This is a genomic window from Pseudomonas sp. SK2, from assembly GCF_016772395.1.
Lineage (GTDB): Bacteria > Pseudomonadota > Gammaproteobacteria > Pseudomonadales > Pseudomonadaceae > Aquipseudomonas > Aquipseudomonas taiwanensis.
Window position 1 is genome coordinate 2,925,770 of record NZ_CP061944.1, and the last position, 19,932, is coordinate 2,945,701.

General features: G+C 61.7%; 16 protein-coding genes, 1 pseudogene and 2 riboswitches. Of the genes and pseudogenes, 11 read left to right on the plus strand and 6 right to left on the minus strand.

What is annotated here, in order from left to right; translation table 11 throughout:
- Nucleotides 1–25 precede the first annotated feature (25 nt).
- From fapD to IF103_RS13055, 4 genes are all read left to right on the plus strand, one after another.
- A complete protein-coding gene (fapD, locus tag IF103_RS13040) occupies nt 26–706 on the plus strand; it encodes a fibril amyloid maturation endopeptidase FapD (protein ID WP_023380804.1) in 681 nt (226 codons plus the stop codon).
- A gap of 33 nt (nt 707–739) precedes the next feature.
- Nucleotides 740–1,486 carry a fibril amyloid subunit FapE gene (gene fapE / locus IF103_RS13045; protein ID WP_027907334.1) on the plus strand — a complete coding sequence of 249 codons (747 nt, stop codon included), beginning with the start codon at nt 740–742 and terminating at the stop codon, nt 1,484–1,486.
- A 50-nt stretch (nt 1,487–1,536) separates the two neighbouring features.
- Nucleotides 1,537–2,817: a fibril amyloid transporter FapF gene (gene fapF / locus IF103_RS13050; protein ID WP_023380806.1), complete on the plus strand. Its 1,281-nt coding sequence runs from the start codon at nt 1,537–1,539 to the stop codon at nt 2,815–2,817.
- A gap of 103 nt (nt 2,818–2,920) precedes the next feature.
- Complete coding sequence (locus tag IF103_RS13055) at nt 2,921–5,143, plus strand: LTA synthase family protein (RefSeq protein ID WP_502709906.1); 2,223 nt, start codon at nt 2,921–2,923, stop codon at nt 5,141–5,143.
- A gap of 68 nt (nt 5,144–5,211) precedes the next feature.
- Here the strand turns inward: IF103_RS13055 and IF103_RS13060 are convergent, their stop codons facing one another.
- A complete protein-coding gene (locus tag IF103_RS13060) occupies nt 5,212–6,537 on the minus strand; it encodes a sigma-54 dependent transcriptional regulator (protein WP_023380808.1) in 1,326 nt (441 codons plus the stop codon).
- 344 nt (nt 6,538–6,881) lie between these two features.
- Here IF103_RS13060 and IF103_RS13065 point away from each other — a divergent pair, with 344 nt between their 5' ends.
- Entirely contained in the window at nt 6,882–7,148 is a 267-nt protein-coding gene (locus tag IF103_RS13065; RefSeq protein ID WP_023380809.1) for a hypothetical protein, read from the plus strand.
- A gap of 112 nt (nt 7,149–7,260) precedes the next feature.
- Here the strand turns inward: IF103_RS13065 and IF103_RS13070 are convergent, their stop codons facing one another.
- The 5 genes and pseudogenes from IF103_RS13070 to IF103_RS24915 all read right to left on the minus strand — a co-directional run.
- The gene (locus IF103_RS13070) at nt 7,261–7,821 is read right to left on the minus strand and encodes a vWA domain-containing protein (RefSeq protein WP_027907332.1); all 561 of its coding nucleotides are present in this window, start codon (nt 7,819–7,821) and stop codon (nt 7,261–7,263) included.
- A gap of 110 nt (nt 7,822–7,931) precedes the next feature.
- Nucleotides 7,932–8,933, minus strand: a complete 1,002-nt coding sequence (locus IF103_RS13075; protein ID WP_023380811.1) for a magnesium chelatase ATPase subunit I — start codon at nt 8,931–8,933, stop codon at nt 7,932–7,934.
- Nucleotide 8,934: 1 nt separating this feature from the next.
- Entirely contained in the window at nt 8,935–12,696 is a 3,762-nt protein-coding gene (cobN, locus tag IF103_RS13080) for a cobaltochelatase subunit CobN (RefSeq protein ID WP_202675382.1), read from the minus strand.
- 3 nt (nt 12,697–12,699) lie between these two features.
- The gene (cobW, locus tag IF103_RS13085; protein WP_023380813.1) at nt 12,700–13,767 is read right to left on the minus strand and encodes a cobalamin biosynthesis protein CobW; all 1,068 of its coding nucleotides are present in this window, start codon (nt 13,765–13,767) and stop codon (nt 12,700–12,702) included.
- A 95-nt stretch (nt 13,768–13,862) separates the two neighbouring features.
- Nucleotides 13,863–14,071: riboswitch (cobalamin riboswitch) on the minus strand.
- Between the two features lie 34 nt (nt 14,072–14,105).
- Nucleotides 14,106–14,242 (minus strand): annotated as a pseudogene (locus tag IF103_RS24915) (IS481 family transposase); the annotation flags it as partial.
- A 2,144-nt stretch (nt 14,243–16,386) separates the two neighbouring features.
- Nucleotides 16,387–16,608, plus strand: a riboswitch (cobalamin riboswitch).
- A 94-nt stretch (nt 16,609–16,702) separates the two neighbouring features.
- Between IF103_RS24915 and IF103_RS13090 the strand changes: the two are divergent.
- The 6 genes from IF103_RS13090 to IF103_RS13115 all read left to right on the plus strand — a co-directional run bounded on the left by IF103_RS13090 (nt 16,703) and on the right by IF103_RS13115 (nt 19,926).
- Nucleotides 16,703–16,888, plus strand: a complete 186-nt coding sequence (locus IF103_RS13090; RefSeq protein ID WP_023380814.1) for a CbtB domain-containing protein — start codon at nt 16,703–16,705, stop codon at nt 16,886–16,888.
- Between the two features lie 10 nt (nt 16,889–16,898).
- Entirely contained in the window at nt 16,899–17,591 is a 693-nt protein-coding gene (locus IF103_RS13095) for a CbtA family protein (protein WP_023380815.1), read from the plus strand.
- Entirely contained in the window at nt 17,591–18,001 is a 411-nt protein-coding gene (locus IF103_RS13100) for a cobalamin biosynthesis protein (RefSeq protein WP_202676168.1), read from the plus strand. The genes IF103_RS13095 and IF103_RS13100 overlap by 1 nt, the downstream gene beginning before the upstream one ends.
- Before the next feature lie 32 nt (nt 18,002–18,033).
- Nucleotides 18,034–18,786, plus strand: a complete 753-nt coding sequence (gene cobM / locus IF103_RS13105; protein ID WP_027906681.1) for a precorrin-4 C(11)-methyltransferase — start codon at nt 18,034–18,036, stop codon at nt 18,784–18,786.
- A gap of 66 nt (nt 18,787–18,852) precedes the next feature.
- Nucleotides 18,853–19,095, plus strand: a complete 243-nt coding sequence (locus IF103_RS13110; protein ID WP_023380818.1) for a DUF1272 domain-containing protein — start codon at nt 18,853–18,855, stop codon at nt 19,093–19,095.
- Between the two features lie 216 nt (nt 19,096–19,311).
- On the plus strand, nt 19,312–19,926 hold the full coding sequence (locus tag IF103_RS13115) for a response regulator transcription factor (protein WP_023380819.1): 615 nt from the start codon (nt 19,312–19,314) through the stop codon (nt 19,924–19,926).
- The last annotated feature ends 6 nt before the right edge of the window (nt 19,927–19,932 follow it).

Consider the following 19,932-nt stretch of genomic DNA (forward strand, 5'->3'; position numbering starts at 1 on the left):
AAGAAATCAAAGGGGGGCGTCGAACATGCGCATTATCGCCTTGGCGTTTTTGCTGTGCATGGCCAGTGTGATCGAAGCAGCCCAGATGCCGTTGTCCGTCCTGCCGGGAGGCGCGGTCATCTACAAACCCATCCAGAGCATCCGCGAACGCAAGTTCGCCGACCTGGTGCAACAGAAAACCGACTTCAGTTGCGGCGCCGCGGCCCTGGCGACCATCCTGCGCCAAGCCTACTGGCTGGACGTCGACGAGCAGCAGATCATCGAAGGCATGCTGGCCCATGCCGACCCCGACCAGGTGCGCGTCCAAGGTTTCTCGATGCTGGACATGAAGCGCTACGTGGAAAGCCTCGGCATGCGCGCCCGTGGTTACAAGGTGGCCCCCGATACCCTGCACAGCATCCGTATTCCAGTGGTCGTGCTGATGGACATCCGCGGCTACAAGCATTTCGTGGTCATGCAGAAGGTCGATCGTGGTTGGGTCTACATCGGCGATCCGGTGCTGGGCCACAAGCGCTTCAAGGTAGAGGACTTTCTCAAGGGCTGGAACGGCATCATCTTCGCCGTCATTGGCCAGGGATACGACAAGAACAACATCCTGCTCGACCCACCGTTGCCGCTGAGCGCCAAGAACCGCATCAGTAACTTCACGCCGGTGCAGGACGCTGAGTTGATGGACTTTGGCTTTATCCAAAGCGACTTCTTCTAGCAATCAATGGGCAAGACGCTCCGGGAGCTCCCCATGAAAACTTCTACCTGGCTGGCCTTGATGTGCCTGGCCGCTACCCTGCCGACCCAGGCAGAGACATTCAAACCCATCGAGCTGAAGGATCAGGAGCTGGCCAACCTGCGTGGCCGCTACGTGATGCCCGGACGGATCGTCAGCTTCGGCATCGTCATGACCAGCACCTGGCAGAACGCCAATGGCGAGGTGATTGGCGCAACGTCTTCGATGCAGATTCAGCAATCGACCATCAAGCCGCAGTTCTATGTGTCGATGATCGACGAAAAAGGCACCGGCACCTCCCAACCCACGAGCAATGGCACAGGGACCGTCACCGGCGGCAGCGGCCTGAACACCACCGAAGGCGTGACCCAGGTGGTACGTGCCGCGGGTGACTTCAACACAGCACACAACAATGTCGCCATCAACGTGACCAAGGGCAACCAGGCCCCAACCAGCAGCCCCCAAGGTCAAGCCCTGACTGACGGCTCCTCGCTGACCGGCAGCAACGGTGCGGGTTCGCTGAACGTGTCAGCTTCCGGCACCGGGGTTCAGATGAGCATCGTTGCCAATAACAACCAGGGCAACACCTTCCAGCGCATCGGCCAAGGTGGACTGATGCAGAACACGACATTGCTCGGTGCCAGCAACCGGGTCAGCAACCTGACGTCGCTCAATGTCGTGATGCGAGACAGTGCTCGCACGGCCGGCACGATGAATGTCAACCTGGACCAGCTCAAAGGCCTTCGAAACCTCGGATACTGATCTACGCTCAGTCTCATCGAATGCAGTCAGTCAGAAGGGACGGCTAACCCATGCACCGTTTGTTGACGCTAAGAGCTATCGTCTGTTTGAGTACCCTGGCACCGGCCACTCTGCTCCAGGCTGCGGCCGACCCGGAGGTCGAAGCGCTGAAACAGGAGCTTATCGCGCTGAAACAGCGCTATGAAGCACAACAGAACGCATTGATGGTGCTGGAGCAACGACTGCGCCAGGTCGAAGAGGCACCTCAGGCCCCAGCCCCGAAACGCCTGACCAAATCGCCTGCCGAAGGGGTCAAGGGCAGCCAGACCGTGGCCTCTGGCGCGCCCGGTACCACAGGCAGTTCCTACGGACAATCGTTGCAGGACAATTCCGAGCCCGCGCAAAGCGTGTCCAACCTGTATGACGAAGCCAGCGGCTTTTTCGGTGGCGGCAAGTTCAGCGTCGAGACCGGCCTGACCTATACCCATTACGACACCCGCGCCCTTACCCTCAACGGATTCCTGGCGCTGGATTCGATTTTCCTGGGCAATATCAACATCGACCGTATCAAGGCGGACAACTGGACCCTGGACCTGACAGCCCGCTACAACATGGATCAGCGCTGGCAGTTCGATATAAACGTCCCGATCGTCTACCGCGAATCCACCTACTCCTCAGGCGGCGCAGGCGGTGCCGCTGGGGTGACGTCCGATGATACGGTGACCCGCGACCCGGCCATCGGCGACGTCAACTTCGGGATCGCCTACAAGTTCCTCGACGAAGACGAAACCTGGCCGGACGCCGTGGCTACACTGCGCGTCAAGGCACCCACCGGCAAGGACCCCTATGGCATCAAGCTGATCCAGAGCCCTGGCAACGACAACCTGGCGGTTCCGGAAGACCTGCCGACCGGCAATGGTGTCTGGTCGATCTCGCCCGGCATCTCGCTGGTCAAGACGTTCGACCCGGCCGTGTTGTTCGCCAGCCTGCAGTACACCTACAACATGCAGGACTCGTTCAGCGACATCAGCCCGCAGGTCAATTCCAAGGTTGGCGGGGACGTGAAACTCGGGGACTCGTGGCAGATCGGCGGCGGTATCGCCTTTGCCCTCAACGAGAAGATGAGTATGTCGTTCTCGGTAACCGACCAGTTCTCGAGCAAGAGCAAGATCAAGCCTGACGGGGGCGACTGGCAGTCGATCAGCAACAGTGACTACAACGCTGCGAACTTCAACATTGGCATGACATTCGCTGCGACCAACAACCTGACGATCGTACCGAACCTGTCCATCGGGCTGACCGATGATGCGCCGGACTTCTCCTTCAGCCTCAAATTCCCTTACTACTTCTGAGTTGTCCGGGCCTGCCCGGCCCGGCAATTGGTAACCAACCTTGTAACCGACCGCTTTCCTGAACTTGGCCTGTTATCATCGAGCACAGAAACATGACGTTTTAATGGCAATAAGGAAAGTTTTCGTGAATGACCTGTTAGGCCACCCTCGCACCCGTCTTGCCGCCCTGGCGACCTTGGTGCTGGTGATCCCACTGGGCGCGCGCGCCATGTTGGGTTGGTCCAACGCTTTTGGTTACCTGTCGGACCTCGCGATCGGCAGCCTGCTGGTGCTGGCACTGCATCGCCGCCCCTGGTGGCTGGCCCTGCCGGTGCTTCTGGCCTGGGCCGGGTTCTGGGTGACTTCGGCGGAGCTGGTGAGTGCAGTGGGCCGGCTGCCCACCGCCGCCGACCTGGGCTACCTGACCGACCCACAGTTCGTGGAAAACTCCACCGGTGGCGGCCTTGCCCATGCCTGGCTACCCTGGGCACTGGCGCTGGGCCTGCTGGGGTGGCTGGCGAGCCTATCGTTCGGGGTCCGTTCGCCTGCTACTCCCTTACCCCGCAAGGCCTGGGCCATTCCCGTGCTGCTGTTCGGCCTGCACTGGAGCGGTCAGCACCTGGCGCCGTCGGACGCCGACCAATGGCGCCAATACAACCTCTCCCACCAACTGCTGGCAGCAGGCGTCGGAAGCGTGCAGCAACGTGCCCTCGATGCGTTTGGCGAACAACAGCCCGTAACCCCGCTGCCAAGCGCGGGCCTTACCCAGTCCGACTTGCATGGCCGCAAGCTGTTGGGCGTGCCCGGCCAGGCGCGCAACCTGCTGGTGATTACCCTCGAAGGTATTCCCGGGGCTTATATCAGGCCTAATCGCCAGGCCCTGAATAGCCGCTTCGACGAAGAGCTGATGCCCAAGCTCAGCCACTGGGCAGAGCGCGGCATGAATACCCCGGATTACGTGCTGCATACCCACCAGACCATTCGCGGCCTGTACGCCATGCTCTGTGGTGACTACGACAAGCTCGCCAACGGCACTCCCAAGGGCATGGAGCTGTTGACGCAGCAACAGCGCAATCAGGCTTGCCTGCCGGCGCAGCTGCGTCAGGCAGGATTCACCACCCATTACTTGCAGGGTGCAGGCCTGCGTTTCATGGCCAAGGACCGGATCATGCCGCACATTGGCTTTGACTCGGTGAATGGCCAGGAATGGTTCCGCAACGGGAACTACCTGGAGTTCCCCTGGGGCAAGGATGACCGGGCCTTCTTCGAGGGTGCGCTGGACTACGTGGGCCAGCTACGCAAACAGGACAAGCCGTGGATGCTCACCCTGCTGACCGTGGGCACGCACCAGCCCTACTCGGCGCCCGAGCAGTACCTGGAGCGGTACGATACCGCCAAGCAGGCGGCAGTGGCCTATCTGGACGATTCCATTGGCGCGTTTCTCGACAGCCTCGAACAACAGGGTGTCCTCAAGGATACCCTGGTAGTGGTTACGTCCGATGAGTCCCACGGCATCGACGGAGTACGCCTGGCATCATCCTGGGGTTTCAACCTCACCCTCGCCCCCGAGCAAGCCGCATTGCCCCGCGTGAACCGCGGCACCTATGGGCATATCGACCTAGCCACTTCGTTGCTCGATTACTTCGCACTGCCCATTCCCGCCGCCCTCGGCGGGCGCTCGCTGTTTCGCGACTATGACAGTGGCCGCGAGATGATCGCCTACACCAACGGCATGCTTCGCTACCATGACGGCAAGGGCGTGTTCACCGAGTGCGACTTCCAGCAGCGCTGCCGGCGATACGCCAGCGAGGGATTCATTGCCGACCAAGCCAAGTACCTGGGGCCAGGCGATGCGATTACCGGGCTGCAGATCAGCGCTCTGGCCGGAGTGCTCGACCAGTCCTTGCTGCAGACACCGCTGAACCTTCGCTACCAGTTCGGCGGTCCGTCCGCCATCCCGCTGCAAGCCCGAATACACGACGACTGGGCCGATAACCTGATCGGCGCACAGTATCTGGAACTGCCGGAGGGCTCGCACACCAGGGTACGGGTCAAGATCCGCTCCCTCGACCCGCAGCACAATGCCTACATTCAGCTCAAAGCCAAAGAGCTAGAGCAGGATGTACCATTGGGGCTACCTGAAGAAATGCTGGTAACGGCGGACCAGCCTCTGGACATGGAGTTCGGTTTCGACAACCCGACTGAGCGCAAGGCGTTTTCTTTCCATTTGCTGGGGTACGGCGGTGGCGAGGTGGAGGTCAGTGACTTCAGTGTGATCACAGCGCTGCCGGGCGAGGACGAGGCTGTCGAGGAAATTGCCGACGGGCATATTGCGCAGTCGAGTTGAGACGCAGTGCCAAAGTGTCCAGGCTGCTTCCGAACAACCCCACACGTTGAGTCAGCCCGGCTGAATGCTTACCTGATCTGATGCTTGTGCAGCAGGCGATAGAAGGTTGGCCGCGACACCCCGAGCACCCGCGCCGCGATGCTCAGGTTATCGCTGTGCCGGTTGAGCACATCGCACAATGCCTGACGTTCCGCGCGGTGCTTGTAGTCCTCCAGCGTGCCCAGCGGTTGATCCTGTTGCTCCACTACCTGCAAACCAAGGTCCTGCGCCTCAATCTGCCGCCCTTCGGCCAGGACCAAACCTCGCCTCACACGATTGGCCAGTTCCCGCACATTACCCGGCCAGTCGTGTCGGCCCATCGCAGCCAGCGCATGGTCGCTGAACGAACGCGGTCTGCGCCCTGTTTCCAGGCTGTAGAAATGCGAAAAGTGGTTGGCGAGCATCGACAGGTCACCATGGCGGTCACGCAGGGGCGCAGTCACGACCTGCAGGACGTTCAGCCGGTAATAGAGGTCTTCGCGAAAGCGGCCCTGTTCGATGGCCTTTTCCAGGTCCACATGGGTCGCGGCCAGTACCCTGACGTCAACGGGGATAGGTTGGCTGCCTCCCACCCGTTCGATGTGCTTCTCTTGCAGAAAACGCAGCAAATTGGCTTGCAACTCCAACGGCAAGTCACCGATTTCATCGAGAAAGAGCGTACCGCCGTGCGCTGCTTCGATTCGCCCGACCTTGCGCTGGTGGGCACCCGTGAAAGCCCCCTTTTCATGACCGAACAGTTCGGACTGGATCAGGTGTTCCGGGATCGCGCCGCAGTTAATGGCGATAAACGGTTGATCGAAGCGTTGCGACTGACGGTGCAACGTGCGGGCCACCAACTCTTTGCCCGTGCCACTTTCTCCCCGGATCAGCACCGGCGATTCGGTCGGCGCCAGTTTGCCCAACAACTTGCGCAGTTCACGGATGGGCCTGCTGTCGCCAAGCAGTTCGTGCTCAAGCTCCTCCACCTGCATCGCACCTTTGCCACGCAAGCGCGCCATGCCAAACGCACGCCCCAAGGTAACCTGAACCCTGGACACATCGAACGGCAAGGTGTGGAAATCGAAGAACCACTCGCAGACGAAATCTCCGACGTTCTGCATGCGCAGCTCTTCAGCGCTCAACACGGCAATCCATTCGGTGTTGCTGCGCTTGATCATGTCCTTGACTGCGTCGGGGTGGCGCAGGTGCGACGCCTGCAGGCGCAGCAAGCCGACATCGCATGGGTACTCCAGCGCAGCGCCCAGCGTACAGCTATGCACGTCCCAGCCCGCTCCACTCAGGCCTGGCAAAAGACGGTGGCAATCGTCGCAAGGATCGACAATGAGCAAGCGGCGTTGAGATGCAGGCTCGTGCATAACCTTTCCTTGGCGCCAAATTATGGTTTTTTACATGAAAACAGTAAGTTGCGACGCCCGAATTAACAGTAGCAACGAACTTGGCGCCGCCCACTACCGTTTGTCTGTAAACGGGAGTGGCTACAATTCGACAAGGGAATTTTCACCGGTTGATGACGTCACACGGGGCGTAGAATGGAGAGTCATTTCTCCGCCCCCAAAAAATTTACAACTGCCATGTGACTTGAACACCGACTTGGAGCATCAGTACGAATAACCCCGCGCTGCGTATCGCGAAATGTTTTAGCGAGCACTCGACAACGCGGACTTCACTTCGATGTTTGGGACCATAGAGAGACCGAACCATGAATGCCCCGCTCCGTGTCAACGAAGCACTGCTGATTGCCGACCATGCCTTTGAACCCTTCCAGTGCGTTGCCTGGGATGCCCCAAACGGTTCGGGCGAGCTGAGTCTGGCAGTCATCGACCGGACCAGCACCCGTATCGGCAGCAAACAGGTTTCCTCGCGTATCTATTCCGACCCAGCGCAATGGGCGAACCTGATCGAGGAAGTGCGTGCCGAACTCTCCGAAAAAGGTTATGACCTGCAACCTTGGTCGATGCCGAAGTAATAGCTGCGGGTGACACAAGTGCGTGCCAGTGCACGCACCTGTGAAACATGTGCTGTTACTGCCACGGCAACTTTCCTTATTGCGGCACAGTGTCGCAGCCTGCTGACAAGTGTCACTTTTGCATTACCTTGAAGTTTTGCAGGTGCCGGTATTCGGCTTGCAGTTCTTCGGCCAATTGTCTGGCACGCCCCAGGCGTACTGGCGCCATTTCCATATCCACCAGCAGGGTGTCGCAAGCCAGTGGTTGCACAGCGCCCCAACGCTGCAGGCGGCCATCGGTGAACACCAGGCAGCGCTGCAGCTCCTGTGGACAGGCCTTGCGCCGCGCCAGCAGCCACTGACGAGCCTGGTCCAAGGCCGCGATCAGGGGGGTACCACCACCGGCGCCCAGCGCCTGCAACCAGGGTTGCAACGCTGCAGAGGCCTTGAGGCCATGGCGCTGCCATTGTGGCGTACCTCCGCTGGCGGTCAGCAAGGCCAGACGCGCTCGCTGGCGATAGGCCTGGTCGAACAGCTCTGCCAGCAGCCCTTTGGTGTGTGCCAACGCCTGGTGACGACGGGTCGACGCTGAGGCGTCGACGATCACCAGCCATAATTCGTTCGCTTGGGCCCGCCGCTGTTGCCAGCACAGATCCTTGCGCACGCGTGGCCGCCCCTTGAGCAGGGTCGGCAACCAGGCAACCCGGCCGGTGGCAGCCGCCTGAACACGGCCCCGGCTGGCGCCCTTGAGCGGTCCGACGCGGGGCCTGGCATCCGTCGCCTTGGCGTCAGGCGGGCGGATGCTCAGGGCTTTTTTGCCCAGTTCGGCACCTCGCGGCGGGCCCCGGTGGCTACCGGCTGAGGCGCCATGGCGCCCCAATCACCCTGCCCGCCTTGCCTTTGCCCTTCTCCTTGGCCGCCCTCAGGCGCTGCCGATGGCGGCATGGCGGGGGGCGAGACCCGACGGCGGTGGCGCAGGGCGAACTCCGCTACGGCGTCGACATCTTCCTCTGCAATGACTTCGGCGCCGCGCCAGGCGCAGTGGGCGCGGGCTGCTCGCAGCCAGACCAGATCGGCACGCAGGCCATCGACGCCAGCGGCGAAGCAGCGCTCGGTGATCCAGGCCAGAGCCTGGTCATCCAGGGCAATACGCTCGAGCCGCTGACGCGCGGCCTGACAGCGTTCACGCAGTTGCGCCTGGGCTGCGGCCCATTGCGCGCAGAACGCTTGAGGGTCGCTGTCAAAAGCCAGACGGCGGCGAATGATGTGCTGACGAGCGTCTGGGGTAGGCACCCCTTCAAGAGCCACATTCAAGCCAAACCGGTCCAGCAGTTGCGGGCGCAGCTCGCCCTCTTCCGGGTTCATCGTGCCAATCAGCACGAACCGGGCGCTGTGGCGATGAGAAATGCCGTCGCGCTCGACTCGGTTGGTTCCGCTGGCCGCCACATCCAGCAGCAAGTCCACCAGGGTATCGGGCAGCAGGTTGACTTCATCGACGTACAACACGCCGCCGTCAGCCTGGGCCAACACTCCTGGGGAAAACTGCGCCTTGCCCTGGCCCAGCGCCGCGTCCAGGTCAAGCGTACCGACCAGCCGCTCTTCACTGGCGCCCAAAGGCAAGGTGACAAACGGCCCTTCACCCAGCAAATCCGCCAAACCACGCGCCAAGGTGCTCTTGGCCATGCCGCGCGGACCTTCGATCAGTACGCCGCCAATCCTCGGGTCGATGGCCGTCAGGCACAGCGCCAGCTTGAGGTCGTCGGCGCCAACCACGGCCGCCAGGGGAAATTGTACGGGTTCACTCATTTCAAGCCTGTTCCTCGCCGTCGAGCAACTGCTCCTCGAGGGCCTCTCGATAATCGCCTGGGGCCTGCCAGAGGCCTCGTTGCTGAGCCTCCAGCAAGCGCTCGGTCAGATCGCGCAGGGCCTCTGGATTGTGCTCGCGCATGAATTCGCGCGTCGCCGGGTCGAGCACATAGGCATCGGCCAGGGACTGGTAATGATGGTCATCGATCAGGTGCGTGGTGGCATCGAAGGCGAACAGGTTGTCGACCGTCGCGGCCATTTCGAAAGCCCCCTTGTAACCGTGGCGCTTCACCCCGTCGATCCACTTGGGGTTCAGCGCACGCGCACGAATGACCCGGTTCAGCTCTTCCTTCAGGGTACGGATACGGGGGCGGTCGACCTGGCTGTGATCGCCGTGATAACTGGCCACTGTCGTACCGGCCAGCGTCTCCGAGGCCGCCAGCATGCCACCCTGGAATTGGTAATAGTCGTTGGAGTCGAGCACGTCGTGCTCGTGGTTGTCCTGGTTCTGCAACACCGCCTGCACCTGACTCAGGCGACGGGCGAACTGAGTGCGTGCCGGTGTGCCCTGGTCAGCGCTGCCATAGGCATAACCACCGTGGTTGAGGTAGACCTCGGCCAGGTCCTCACGCTGCTGCCACAAGCGTCCATCGATGGCGTTCTGCACGCCGGCGCCATAGGCGCCTGGCTTGGCACCGAAAACCCGCCAACCCGCTTCACGGGCGGCCTGCTCGGCCGAGACGCCTTGTGCGATCAGCACTTCACGCTCACTGCGCACCCGAGCCGCCAGAGGGTTAAGGTCATCTGGCTCATCCAGTGCAGCCACCGCTTGCACGGCGGCATCGAACAGCCGGATCAGGTTTCCGAAGGCATCTCGGAAAAAGCCCGAAACACGCAAGGTCACGTCCACCCGAGGGCGGTCCAGCAGGCTCAGGGGCAATATCTCGAAATCATCGACCCGCTGGCTACCGGTCGCCCACACCGGCCGAACGCCCATCAATGCCATGGCCTGGGCGATGTCGTCGCCCCCCGTGCGCATGGTTGCCGTGCCCCAGACCGACAGGCCCAATTGGCGCAGATGGTCGCCATGGTCCTGCAGATGACGCTCCAAGACAAGGTTGGCCGAAGCGAAGCCCAGGCGCCAAGCCGTGGTCGTGGGCAGGTTGCGTACATCCACGGTGTAGAAATTGCGGCCGGTGGGCAGTACGTCCAGACGGCCACGGCTGGGCGCACCACTGGGGCCGGCAGGCACGAAGCGCCCCTCCAGCGCTGCCAGCAGGCTGCCGATTTCGGCCGCCCCACAAGCATCCAGATTCGGCGCGACCTCGTCCTGCAGCGCCTGCACCACCTCACGTACCGACTGCCACGGGGCTTGCTCGGGCAGTCGCAGCGTGCCGGCCAGGGCTTGCTCGATCACCTGCAAGGCCATCAGTTCGAGGCGTTCGCGGGTGTCGCCACAGGTTCGCCACGCCGAACCGCTGACGGCCTGCAACACGTCGGGGCGCGGCCCTTGCCAGGGTTGACCGAGCTCGCAGTCCAGCGGATCGAAGCCAAGTTCCAGCGCCTTGGCCAGGGCTCGCGGCAAGCTGGCGTTGCCACCACGACCATCGCCACGCTCTACCCGCAGCAAGGCGAGCAAGGTATCTAGGCGCAGCCGTCCTTCAGGAGATTGGCCGAACACATGCAAGCCATCGCGGATCTGCGACTCCTTGAGGTCGCACAGGTACGTATCCAGACGCGGCAACCATACCGTTGCGTCGTCCAGCTGGCCTTCGAGCTGAAGTTCGCGGTCGATATGGTTGACCTTGACCAGTTCGAGTATGTCGCGCTGAAGCTCGCGGGCACGCCGCGGGTCAAGCAGTTGCGCCTCGTAGTATTCATCGGCCAGTTGTTCCAGGTGGCGCAGCGGGCCGTAGGTTTCGGCGCGGGTCAGTGGCGGCATCAGGTGGTCGATGATCACCGCTTGGGTACGGCGCTTTGCCTGTGCGCCCTCACCCGGGTCGTTGACGATGAACGGGTAGATGTTCGGCAGCGGCCCTAGCAATGCATCGGGCCAACATTGGGCGGATAGGCCGACCCCCTTGCCAGGCAGCCATTCGAGGTTGCCGTGCTTGCCGACATGGATCACCGCATCGGCGGCGTAGGCATGACGCATCCAGAAGTAGAACGCCAGGTAGCCGTGCGGCGGAACCAGATCGGGGTCGTGGTAGACGGCGCTGGGATCGACCTGGTAGCCGCGTGCGGGCTGGATGCCAACGAAGGTCAGGCCAAAGCGCAGACCCGCTACCATCAGGCGGCCACTGCGGAACATCGGGTCCTGCTCGGGCGGCCCCCAGCGCTCCAGCACGGCTTGGCGGTTGGCATCCGGCAGACGTTCAAAGGCTGCCTGATAATCCGCCAGGCTCAGGCTCTGGGCACAGGGGCGCTGGTCCACGTGGTCGAGGTCGTTGGTGACACCGCCCAGCAGTTGATGGATCAACGCGGTGCCGCTGCCAGGCAGCTCGCTCGTCGGATACCCCTCGTCCTGCAGGGCCTTGAGGATATTCAATGCAGCGGCCGGCGTATCCAGGCCGACACCGTTGCCAATGCGCCCGTCACGGGTCGGGTAGTTGGCCAGCACCAGGGCGATGCGTTTCTGGCCATTGGGCAGGCGCGCAAGCTCCACCCAGCGGCGCGCCAACTCGGCAACGAAATCCATGCGCTCGGGATGGGCGCGGTAGCACACCACGTCCGCCTGGCTACGCTCGCTGCGCCAGGCCAGATCCTTGAAACTCACTGGCCGGGTGATGATGCGCCCGTCAAGCTCGGGCAAGGCGATATGCATGGCCAGGTCGCGGGCGCCCAGGCCCTGCTCGCTTGCCTCCCAGCCGGGCTGGTTGTCCTGGGCGCAGATCGCTTGCAGAACTGGAATGTCGCGCCGGAATGGTCGCGAATTGGGTCGCTCTGGGCTGGACAGGGCAAACCCGGTCGTGTTGATCAGGACTTCGGCTTCGACCTCTTCCAGCCAGGCCTCGACCTGCTCCAGGCAGGCGCTTTCCTTGAGGCTGGCCACCGCGATGGGCAATGGATTGAGCCCGGCCTTCTGCAAGCGCTTGCAAAACACGTCGATGAATGCGGTATTGGCCGCCTGCAAGTGCGAGCGGTAAAACAGCACCGGTGCCACCGGCTGTTCCGGGCGCCAATGGCCATACCAGTCTTGGATTGATGCACTGGCCTTGGTGGGGTGATAGACGGCGGTCCGGGGCAGCGGTTGAGGCTCGTCCCAGGCGTAGTCGCAGCCCAGCCACTGGCTAGCGATGCAGTTGAACAGGTTGACGGCATTGGCCTTGCCGCCCTGGCGCAGGTAGTGCCACAGGCGGTCCGCCTGCTCGGGGGCCACCGTGCTCAAACCGGTAAGTTCGGGGTCCGGGCGATCATCGCCGGGCACCAGAATCAACTGCACCCCGCGCGCTGCCAGTTCGACCAGCTGTTCGACGCCATAGCGCCAGTAGCCGACGCCGCCGTGCAGCGAGACCAGGATCACCTTGGCATGGCGCAGCACCTGATCGACATACAGGTCGACCGAAGCATGGTTCTGCACCTGCATAGGGTTGGCCAGACGTACGCTGGGGAAGCCAGGCGGCAGTTGCTCGGCGGTGTCGGCGAGCAACGCCAGGTGCGAATCGCCGCTGCAGAGGATCACCAGGTCGGCGGGGGTCTGGCCGAGGTCGGCGATGCTGTCGTCCGGCACGAAACCGCCGGGCTGGGTCCGCAGCAGGTGCATGGGTCAGGCGCCCAGGGCCTTGCGCAGTCGCGCTTCCAGTTCACTGGCGTTCAGCTCCTGGCCGATCAGCACCAGGCGGGTGATACGCGGCTCGTCGGCGCGCCAGGCGCGATCGAAATGCTTGTCGAAGCGCGTGCCCACGCCCTGCACCAGCAGGCGCATCGGCTTGCCCGGAATGGCCGCGAAGCCTTTGGCGCGCAGAATGCCGAATTCGACCACCAACTGGGTCAGGGCATCGAGCAGCAAGCTTTCATCGGCTTCGGGCAGGTCGATGGAGATGGAGTCGAAGGCATCGTGGTCATGATCGTCATGGTCGTCGTCATCGTGGTGCGAATCGTGGTGGGTGCGGCGACCGTCGATATGCGCCTCGGATTCAGCCCCCACGCCCAGTAGTACGTCCAGTGGCAGGCGACCGCTGCTGGCTTCGATCACCTTGACTGCTGGCGGCAGCTCTTCGGCGACTTCCGCCCGGACCTTAGCCAGGCCTTGGGCGTCGATCAGGTCGGCCTTGTTGAGCACCACCAGGTCGGCACTGGCCAGTTGGTCGGCGAACAGTTCGTGCAGCGGCGATTCGTGGTCCAGGTTGGGGTCGAGCTTGCGCTGGGCATCTACCTGGTCTGGATAGGCTGCGAATGTGCCGGCGGCCACCGCCGGGCTGTCGACCACGGTGATGACGGCGTCCACAGTGCAGGCATTGCGAATTTCCGGCCACTGGAAGGCCTGTACCAGGGGTTTTGGCAGGGCCAGGCCGCTGGTTTCAATGAGAATGTGGTCGAGGTCGCCACGGCGCGCCACCAATTCGCGCATTACTGGGAAGAACTCTTCCTGTACGGTGCAGCACAGGCAGCCATTGGCCAGTTCGTAGACGCGTCCGCTGGCTTCTTCCTCGGTGCAACCGATGCTGCACTGCTTGAGAATTTCGCCGTCGATGCCCAGTTCGCCGAATTCATTGACGATTACCGCGATACGGCGGCCTTGGGCATTGTCGAGCATGTGCCGGAGCAACGTGGTTTTGCCCGAGCCGAGGAAGCCGGTGACGATGGTGACGGGTAGCTTGGCCAGTGTTTTCATGTCGCAATGCCCTTGGCAGGATGGCGGGCATGCGGGACGAGAGCCACGGGCCAGTGGCCGGGCTTGTTCGCCACCGGATCACCCCGCCCGGTTGAAAGTCGAAATCGTCCGAGGCAGGTCTCCTGGCTTGCACTGCTTCGCCCTCTCTCTGCGGGGGCTTGTGGGATGACGCCTTCCCGCGCTTGGGCGCAGTGGCTGTGTCGATCCGTTGTCGGTGCTTACAGTTGCGGGGGCAGCCGCGGCTTGTACCGCGTTCCCGTCTTAGCTTCGGCGCAGCCGAAGAACCTCGAAGCGGCAAGGCTACGCGTGGGGTGGCAGGTGGTCAACTGTTCGCACAATCGCTCGACCCATTTGTAGCCGGTCTTTCGGCTGATCTCGTAGGCCTGGCATGGGGCGCTGAAGCTGGGCGCCCCTTGCAGGAATCCGCGATGAAAAGCATTTTCAGGTCCATAGGTTTCAGCTCTCGCCAAGGCATGGTCAGAACCTCGAATACCGACCCTGTCAGTCAAAGACTGTTACCTATGTGCGTGATCTGATTTGTAACCCATGTGGGTGAGTCATGCCGCCAGACCTTTTTGGCTACTTTTTGGGGCGTCTGCCAAAAAGTGACCCGCTGTAAGAGCGGAAAGGTGGTTGAGCGTCGCTTTGGCAAATGGATATGCCCATGCATCCATAAACCAAAACTTTGAAGCACAGATTTAAGGGCGGCATTCAGATAGCGTGAATATCCATTCGCCATGGAGGCGCTCATTCACCTTTTCGCCTTTACGGCGACCTACTTTTGCTCTTGGGCAAAAGTAGGCAAAAACCGCTGGCTCCTATCATCCGGCCCCTACGCTTCGCTTCGGGGTTCCCTCGCTACGGGCTTGCTCCCGGGAGGACCGCGCTGAACGGCCCCTCCTGGGCCGCAGCGCTTGACGGGCATCCATGCCCGTCACCTCCCTCCGCAAGCCCTACGCTCGGCCTACTGACGTCGCAATTTGCAGCGTCTGGGATATCGCGCATGAAAAGCAAAAGCGGCGCTTGAAATACCTAATCCGAACAACAACAACAACAACTGAACCAGCCGCACATTCAATATTAAAACCATAAATGCGAGGCAAATTTTCTTTTGCTTCGCTTTGCTCTTGCTTCTAGCGCGCGGTAGTTCAGGCGCCACCTCATGCGACTTCAGGAGGCCGAGCGCAGGGCTTGCGCAGGGAGGTGACGGGCATGGATGCCCGTCAAGCGCTGCGGCCCAGGAGGGGCCGTTCAGCGCGGTCCTCCCGGAGCAAGCCCGGAGCGAGGGAACCCCGGAGCGCAGCGCAGGGGCCGGATGATAGGAGCCAGACTTTTTTGGTTACTTTTTGGGGCGTCTGCCAAAAAGTGACCCGCTGTAAGAGCGGAAAGGTGATTGAGCGTCACCTTGGCAAATGGATATGCTCACGTATCCAGAAACCAAAACTTCAAACTTCAAACTTCAAACTTCAAACTTCAAACTTCAAACTTCAAACTTCAAACTTCAAACTTCAAACTTCAAAGCACAGATTTAAGGGCGGCATTCAGATAGCGTGAATATCCATTCGCCATGGAGGCGCTCATTCACCTTTTCGCCTTTACGGCGACCTACTTTTGCTCTTGGGCAAAAGTAGGCAAAAACCGCTGGCTCCTATCATCCGGCCCCTACGCTTCGCTTCGGGGTTCCCTCGCTACGGGCTTGCTCCCGGGAGGACCGCGCTGAACGGCCCCTCCTGGGCCGCAGCGCTTGACGGGCATCCATGCCCGTCACCTCCCTCCGCAAGCCCTACGCTCGGCCTACTGACGTCGCAATTTGCAGCGCCTGGAATATCGCGCATTAAAAGCAAAAGCGGAGCATGAAATACCAAACCCGAACAACAACAACAACAACAACAACAACAACAACAACAACAACAACAACAACAACTGAACCAGCCGCACATTCAATATTAAAACTATAAATGCGAGGCAAATTTTCTTTTGCTTCGCTTTGCTCTTGCTTCTAGCGCGCGGTAGTTCAGACGCCACCTGGTGCGACTTCAGGAGGCCGAGCGCAGGGCTTGCGCAGGGAGGTGACGGGCATGGATGCCCGTCAAGCGCTGCGGCCCAGGAGGGGCCGTTCAGCGCGGTCCTCCCGGAGCAAGCCCGGAGCGAGGGAACCCCGGAGCGCAGCGCAGGGGCCGGATGATAGGAGCCAGACTTTTTTGGTTACTTTTTGGGGCGTCTGCCAAAAAGTGACCCGCTGTAAGAGCGGAAAGGTGATTGAGCGTCACCTTGGCAAATGGATATGCTCACGCATCCAGAAACCAAAACTTCAAACTTCAAACTTCAAACTTCAAAGCCCAGATTTAAGGACGGCATTCAGATAGCGTGAATATTCATTCACCATGGAGGCGCACATTAACCCTTTCGCCTTTACGGCGACCTACTCCGGCCCCTACGCTGCGCTCCGGGGTCCCCTCGCTACGGGCTTGCTCCCGGGAAAACCTACGCTCGGCCCCCTGCCCTCGCATTTGGCTGCGCCTGAACCAACCCGCATAGAGGAGCAACAACAAAGCGACAACAACGCAAAATCGCTGTTGAAATGTAACTGCATTTGACGTGCATCCCGCCCCGTGCTCTCCTTACGCCTTGCGTTCAGGTGCCCCATCAGGGGTGAAACGGGAAACCGGTGCGTCACAACCCCCGACAGGGGTGGACAAAGCCGGTGCTGCCCCCGCAACGGTAAGCGAGCGAAGCGTCTAGACCACTGTGCCAGCACCCCTGGCATGGGAAGGTGACCCTTTACAAGGAGCCCTGCTCCTCCTCGTGAGCCCGGAGACCGGCCTGGCGTTCATGAACACCCCGCGGTGGGCGGGCGCTGTCGCATTCCCCTGGGCACTTCGCGCTCGGGGTTGCCGCGCCTGCCCATTGCCCACAAAAAGCAGAGGAACGCGTCATGCCCGTCACCAGCGCCAAACACACCGTCGCCACCCCCGTTACCCTGAGCCAGCGTGTCGTCATCGCCGTTGGTGCCAGCCTGCTGGGCCTGTGCCTGGTCTACTTCGCAGGGTTTTCGCACATTGAGGCAGTGCACAACGCCGCCCACGATACTCGCCACAGCGCCGCCTTCCCCTGCCACTGAGCCTGCCCGCATGATCAAGCGCATCGCCCGTACGGCAGGCTTCAGCGGCCTGCTTGCCGCCCTCCTGCTGACTTTGCTGCAGAGTTTCTGGGTTACACCCCTGATCCTCGAAGCGGAAACCTACGAGTCCGCTCCCCCCGCTGTCGAGCCGCACAGCCATGAGGGCCAAGCCGCTCACACCCACGAACACAGTGAACAAGCCTGGTCGCCGGAAGATGGCTGGCAACGCGTGCTGTCCACCACTGGCGGCAATCTCGTCGTGGCCGTTGGTTTCGCGCTGATCCTGGCTGCACTGTACAGCCTGCGCGAACCCAGCCGCGTAGCCACCGGCGCACTGTGGGGCCTGGCCGGTTTCGCGGTGTTCTGCCTGGCGCCCACCCTTGGCTTGCCACCGGAACTGCCCGGCACGGCCGCCGCTGAACTGGGGCAACGCCAAACCTGGTGGATCGGCACCGCTGCAGCGACCGCACTGGGCCTGGCACTGCTGGTTTTCGCTCGCCACGGTTTGCTCAAGGTCGTGGGCGCCGCCCTGCTGGTGCTGCCACACGTGATCGGCGCGCCGCAGCCTGAAGTGCATCAAAGCCTGGCCCCCGAAGCGCTGGAAACCCAATTCGTGTTCGCCTCCTGGCTGACCAACGCGGCCTTCTGGGTAGCGCTGGGCCTGATCAGCGCTTGGCTGTACCGTCGCTCCAGCCAGGCTTGATGGCCTGCGGGGTGTCCTCGTCCCTGCTCTATGCAGGCTTCGGTTGCCGCGAAGGCTGCCCGGCGGCCACGCTCGACACCCTGCTACGCCAGACACTGGATGCGCATGGCCTGCCACTGACGGCACTTGGCGGCATTGCCAGCATTCCAACCAAGGCCGATGAACCAGGGTTGCGGCAACTCTGCGCGCGACTGGGCCTTCCGCTAACCGTATTCGACTCGGTACAACTACAGCCATTCGAACCGCTATTGAGCCACCGTTCACCAACGGTGTTCGCCCACAGCGGCTGCTGGGGCGTGGCGGAGAGTGCCGCATTGGCGCTTGCCACCCACCATCACGGTTCGGCCAGGCTTGTCGTGCCCCGTCTTGTGCTCGGCCCGGCTACCCTCGCCCTTGCTTGTGGCCGATAATCGCTTCATTCATTTATCTGCAAGGACTCTCCATGACGGTCTACTTCATTGGTGCCGGCCCCGGCGACCCGGATCTGATCACGGTCAAGGGCCAGCGCCTGATCCGTCAGTGCCCCGTGATCATCTACGCAGGTTCGCTGGTTCCGCCAGCCGTCCTCGAAGGCCATCAGGCACACACCGTCATCAACAGTGCCCAGCTTCACTTGGAGCAAATCATCGAGGCGATGCGCGATGCCCATGAAAAGGGGCTGGATGTAGCTCGTGTCCACAGCGGCGATCCAAGTCTCTATGGCGCCATCGGTGAACAGATCCGCCACCTGCGCGAACTTGGCATCGACTATCAGATCGTACCTGGCGTTACCGCCGCTGCCGCCAGCGCCGCCCTGCTCGGCTGCGAGCTGACACTGCCCGATGTGGCGCAAACCGTGATTCTCACACGCTACGGGGACAGCTCCCCCATGCCGGCTGGCGAGCAATTGGGCGACTTGGCCCGCCATGGCAGCACCCTGGCCATTCATCTAGGGGTGAAGCACCTGCCGCGTATCGTGGACGAGCTGATGCCCCACTATGGCCCTGATTGCCCGATCGCCGTGATCCATCGCGCCACCTGGCCCGATCAGGACTGGGTGCGTGGAAACCTTGGGAATATCGTCGAACGCGTGGCGGCCAAGGGCTTTCGCCGCACCTCGCTGATTCTCGTCGGCCATGTACTTGGGGATGCCCCCTTTGCCGAGTCCGCCCTGTATCGGGCAGGTCACGCCCACCTGTATCGCCCTGGCGATTGACCATTGCCAAGCGCCTGAAGCCCGTAGCAGACTCCGCTGTACCTCTCTCGAACCGGAGTCACGTCCATGCTGGAGCTACGCCCGAATTGCGAATGCTGCAATGCCGATCTGCCGGGTGACAGCCCGGATGCGTTCATCTGTTCCTTCGAGTGCACGTTCTGCCGTGCGTGCGCCGATACCCGTTTGAAAGGCCGCTGCCCGAACTGCTCTGGGCAATTGGTGGCTCGCCCCAGCCGCGTAGGCCAGGCTCTTCGCGACAACCCCGCCTCCATAGAACGGGTGCTAAAACCACACGCCGCTTGCGCCTGATCTGTCTTGGGCATCGCCAGGGTTCGCTTGGCGATGCCTATCTCAAGCATCTTGTAGGATTTTTCAACAGGTATCGGCTGCTTATTCAACAGTTCTATACTCGCCGTTACCAATCATCCTGAATGGAAGTATCTTGCAGCGCTGCTGAAAAAGCCGATGCAGACGTATTCCTGACAGTTTCAGGAAACGGACCACCTTCCGACAGGAGTTAGCTACATGACAACCGTGCTGATCGTCGACGATCACCCCATCGTGCGTCTTTCATTGCGCTTGCTACTTGAGCGCGAACGTTTTCACGTCGTCGGCGAAGTGGGCGATGGCAGTGAAGTCGCGCAGAAGGCACGGGAGCTGCGCCCGGACGTGGTGGTGCTGGACATCGGCTTGCCCGGCCTGGACGGCATGGAGGTGATCAAGCGCCTGCAGAACATGGAACCCGCACCGAAGATAATGGTGCTTACCGGCCAGGCCACCGACCTCTATGTACGCCGCTGCCTGGATGCCGGTATCGGCGCCTTCGTCACCAAGGATGAAGACCACGAGGCGCTGATCTTTGCCTTGAAGGCCCTCGTCAAAGGCTACTCGACCTTCCCGCAGATGTCCGTGAACAGCAATTCTCTGGAAAGCGAAACCGTGCGCCTGAGCAGCCTCTCCAACCGTGAGATGGAGGTGCTTCGGCGCCTGTCGCGGGGCGAAAACAACAAGAATATCGGTACCTGCATGAACCTCAGCGCCAAGACCATCAGCACCTATCGCGGGCGCATCATGGAAAAGCTCAAGACCGAATCGCTGGTAGAGATGGTCGATCTGGCCAAGCGCAACAACGTCAACTGAGCAGTC

Coding starts and splice junctions, on each gene's coding strand:
- cobW (WP_023380813.1), bottom strand. CDS start 13,767: ATGAAAACACTGGCCAAGCTACCCGTCACCATCGTCACCGGCTTCCTC.
- IF103_RS13075 (WP_023380811.1), bottom strand. CDS start 8,933: ATGAGTGAACCCGTACAATTTCCCCTGGCGGCCGTGGTTGGCGCCGAC.
- fapE (WP_027907334.1), top strand. CDS start 740: ATGAAAACTTCTACCTGGCTGGCCTTGATGTGCCTGGCCGCTACCCTG.
- IF103_RS13110 (WP_023380818.1), top strand. CDS start 18,853: ATGCTGGAGCTACGCCCGAATTGCGAATGCTGCAATGCCGATCTGCCG.
- IF103_RS13065 (WP_023380809.1), top strand. CDS start 6,882: ATGAATGCCCCGCTCCGTGTCAACGAAGCACTGCTGATTGCCGACCAT.
- fapD (WP_023380804.1), top strand. CDS start 26: ATGCGCATTATCGCCTTGGCGTTTTTGCTGTGCATGGCCAGTGTGATC.
- IF103_RS13115 (WP_023380819.1), top strand. CDS start 19,312: ATGACAACCGTGCTGATCGTCGACGATCACCCCATCGTGCGTCTTTCA.
- cobN (WP_202675382.1), bottom strand. CDS start 12,696: ATGCACCTGCTGCGGACCCAGCCCGGCGGTTTCGTGCCGGACGACAGC.
- IF103_RS13100 (WP_202676168.1), top strand. CDS start 17,591: ATGGCCTGCGGGGTGTCCTCGTCCCTGCTCTATGCAGGCTTCGGTTGC.
- IF103_RS13095 (WP_023380815.1), top strand. CDS start 16,899: ATGATCAAGCGCATCGCCCGTACGGCAGGCTTCAGCGGCCTGCTTGCC.
- IF103_RS13090 (WP_023380814.1), top strand. CDS start 16,703: ATGCCCGTCACCAGCGCCAAACACACCGTCGCCACCCCCGTTACCCTG.
- IF103_RS13060 (WP_023380808.1), bottom strand. CDS start 6,537: ATGCACGAGCCTGCATCTCAACGCCGCTTGCTCATTGTCGATCCTTGC.
- cobM (WP_027906681.1), top strand. CDS start 18,034: ATGACGGTCTACTTCATTGGTGCCGGCCCCGGCGACCCGGATCTGATC.
- IF103_RS13055 (WP_502709906.1), top strand. CDS start 2,921: ATGGCAATAAGGAAAGTTTTCGTGAATGACCTGTTAGGCCACCCTCGC.
- fapF (WP_023380806.1), top strand. CDS start 1,537: ATGCACCGTTTGTTGACGCTAAGAGCTATCGTCTGTTTGAGTACCCTG.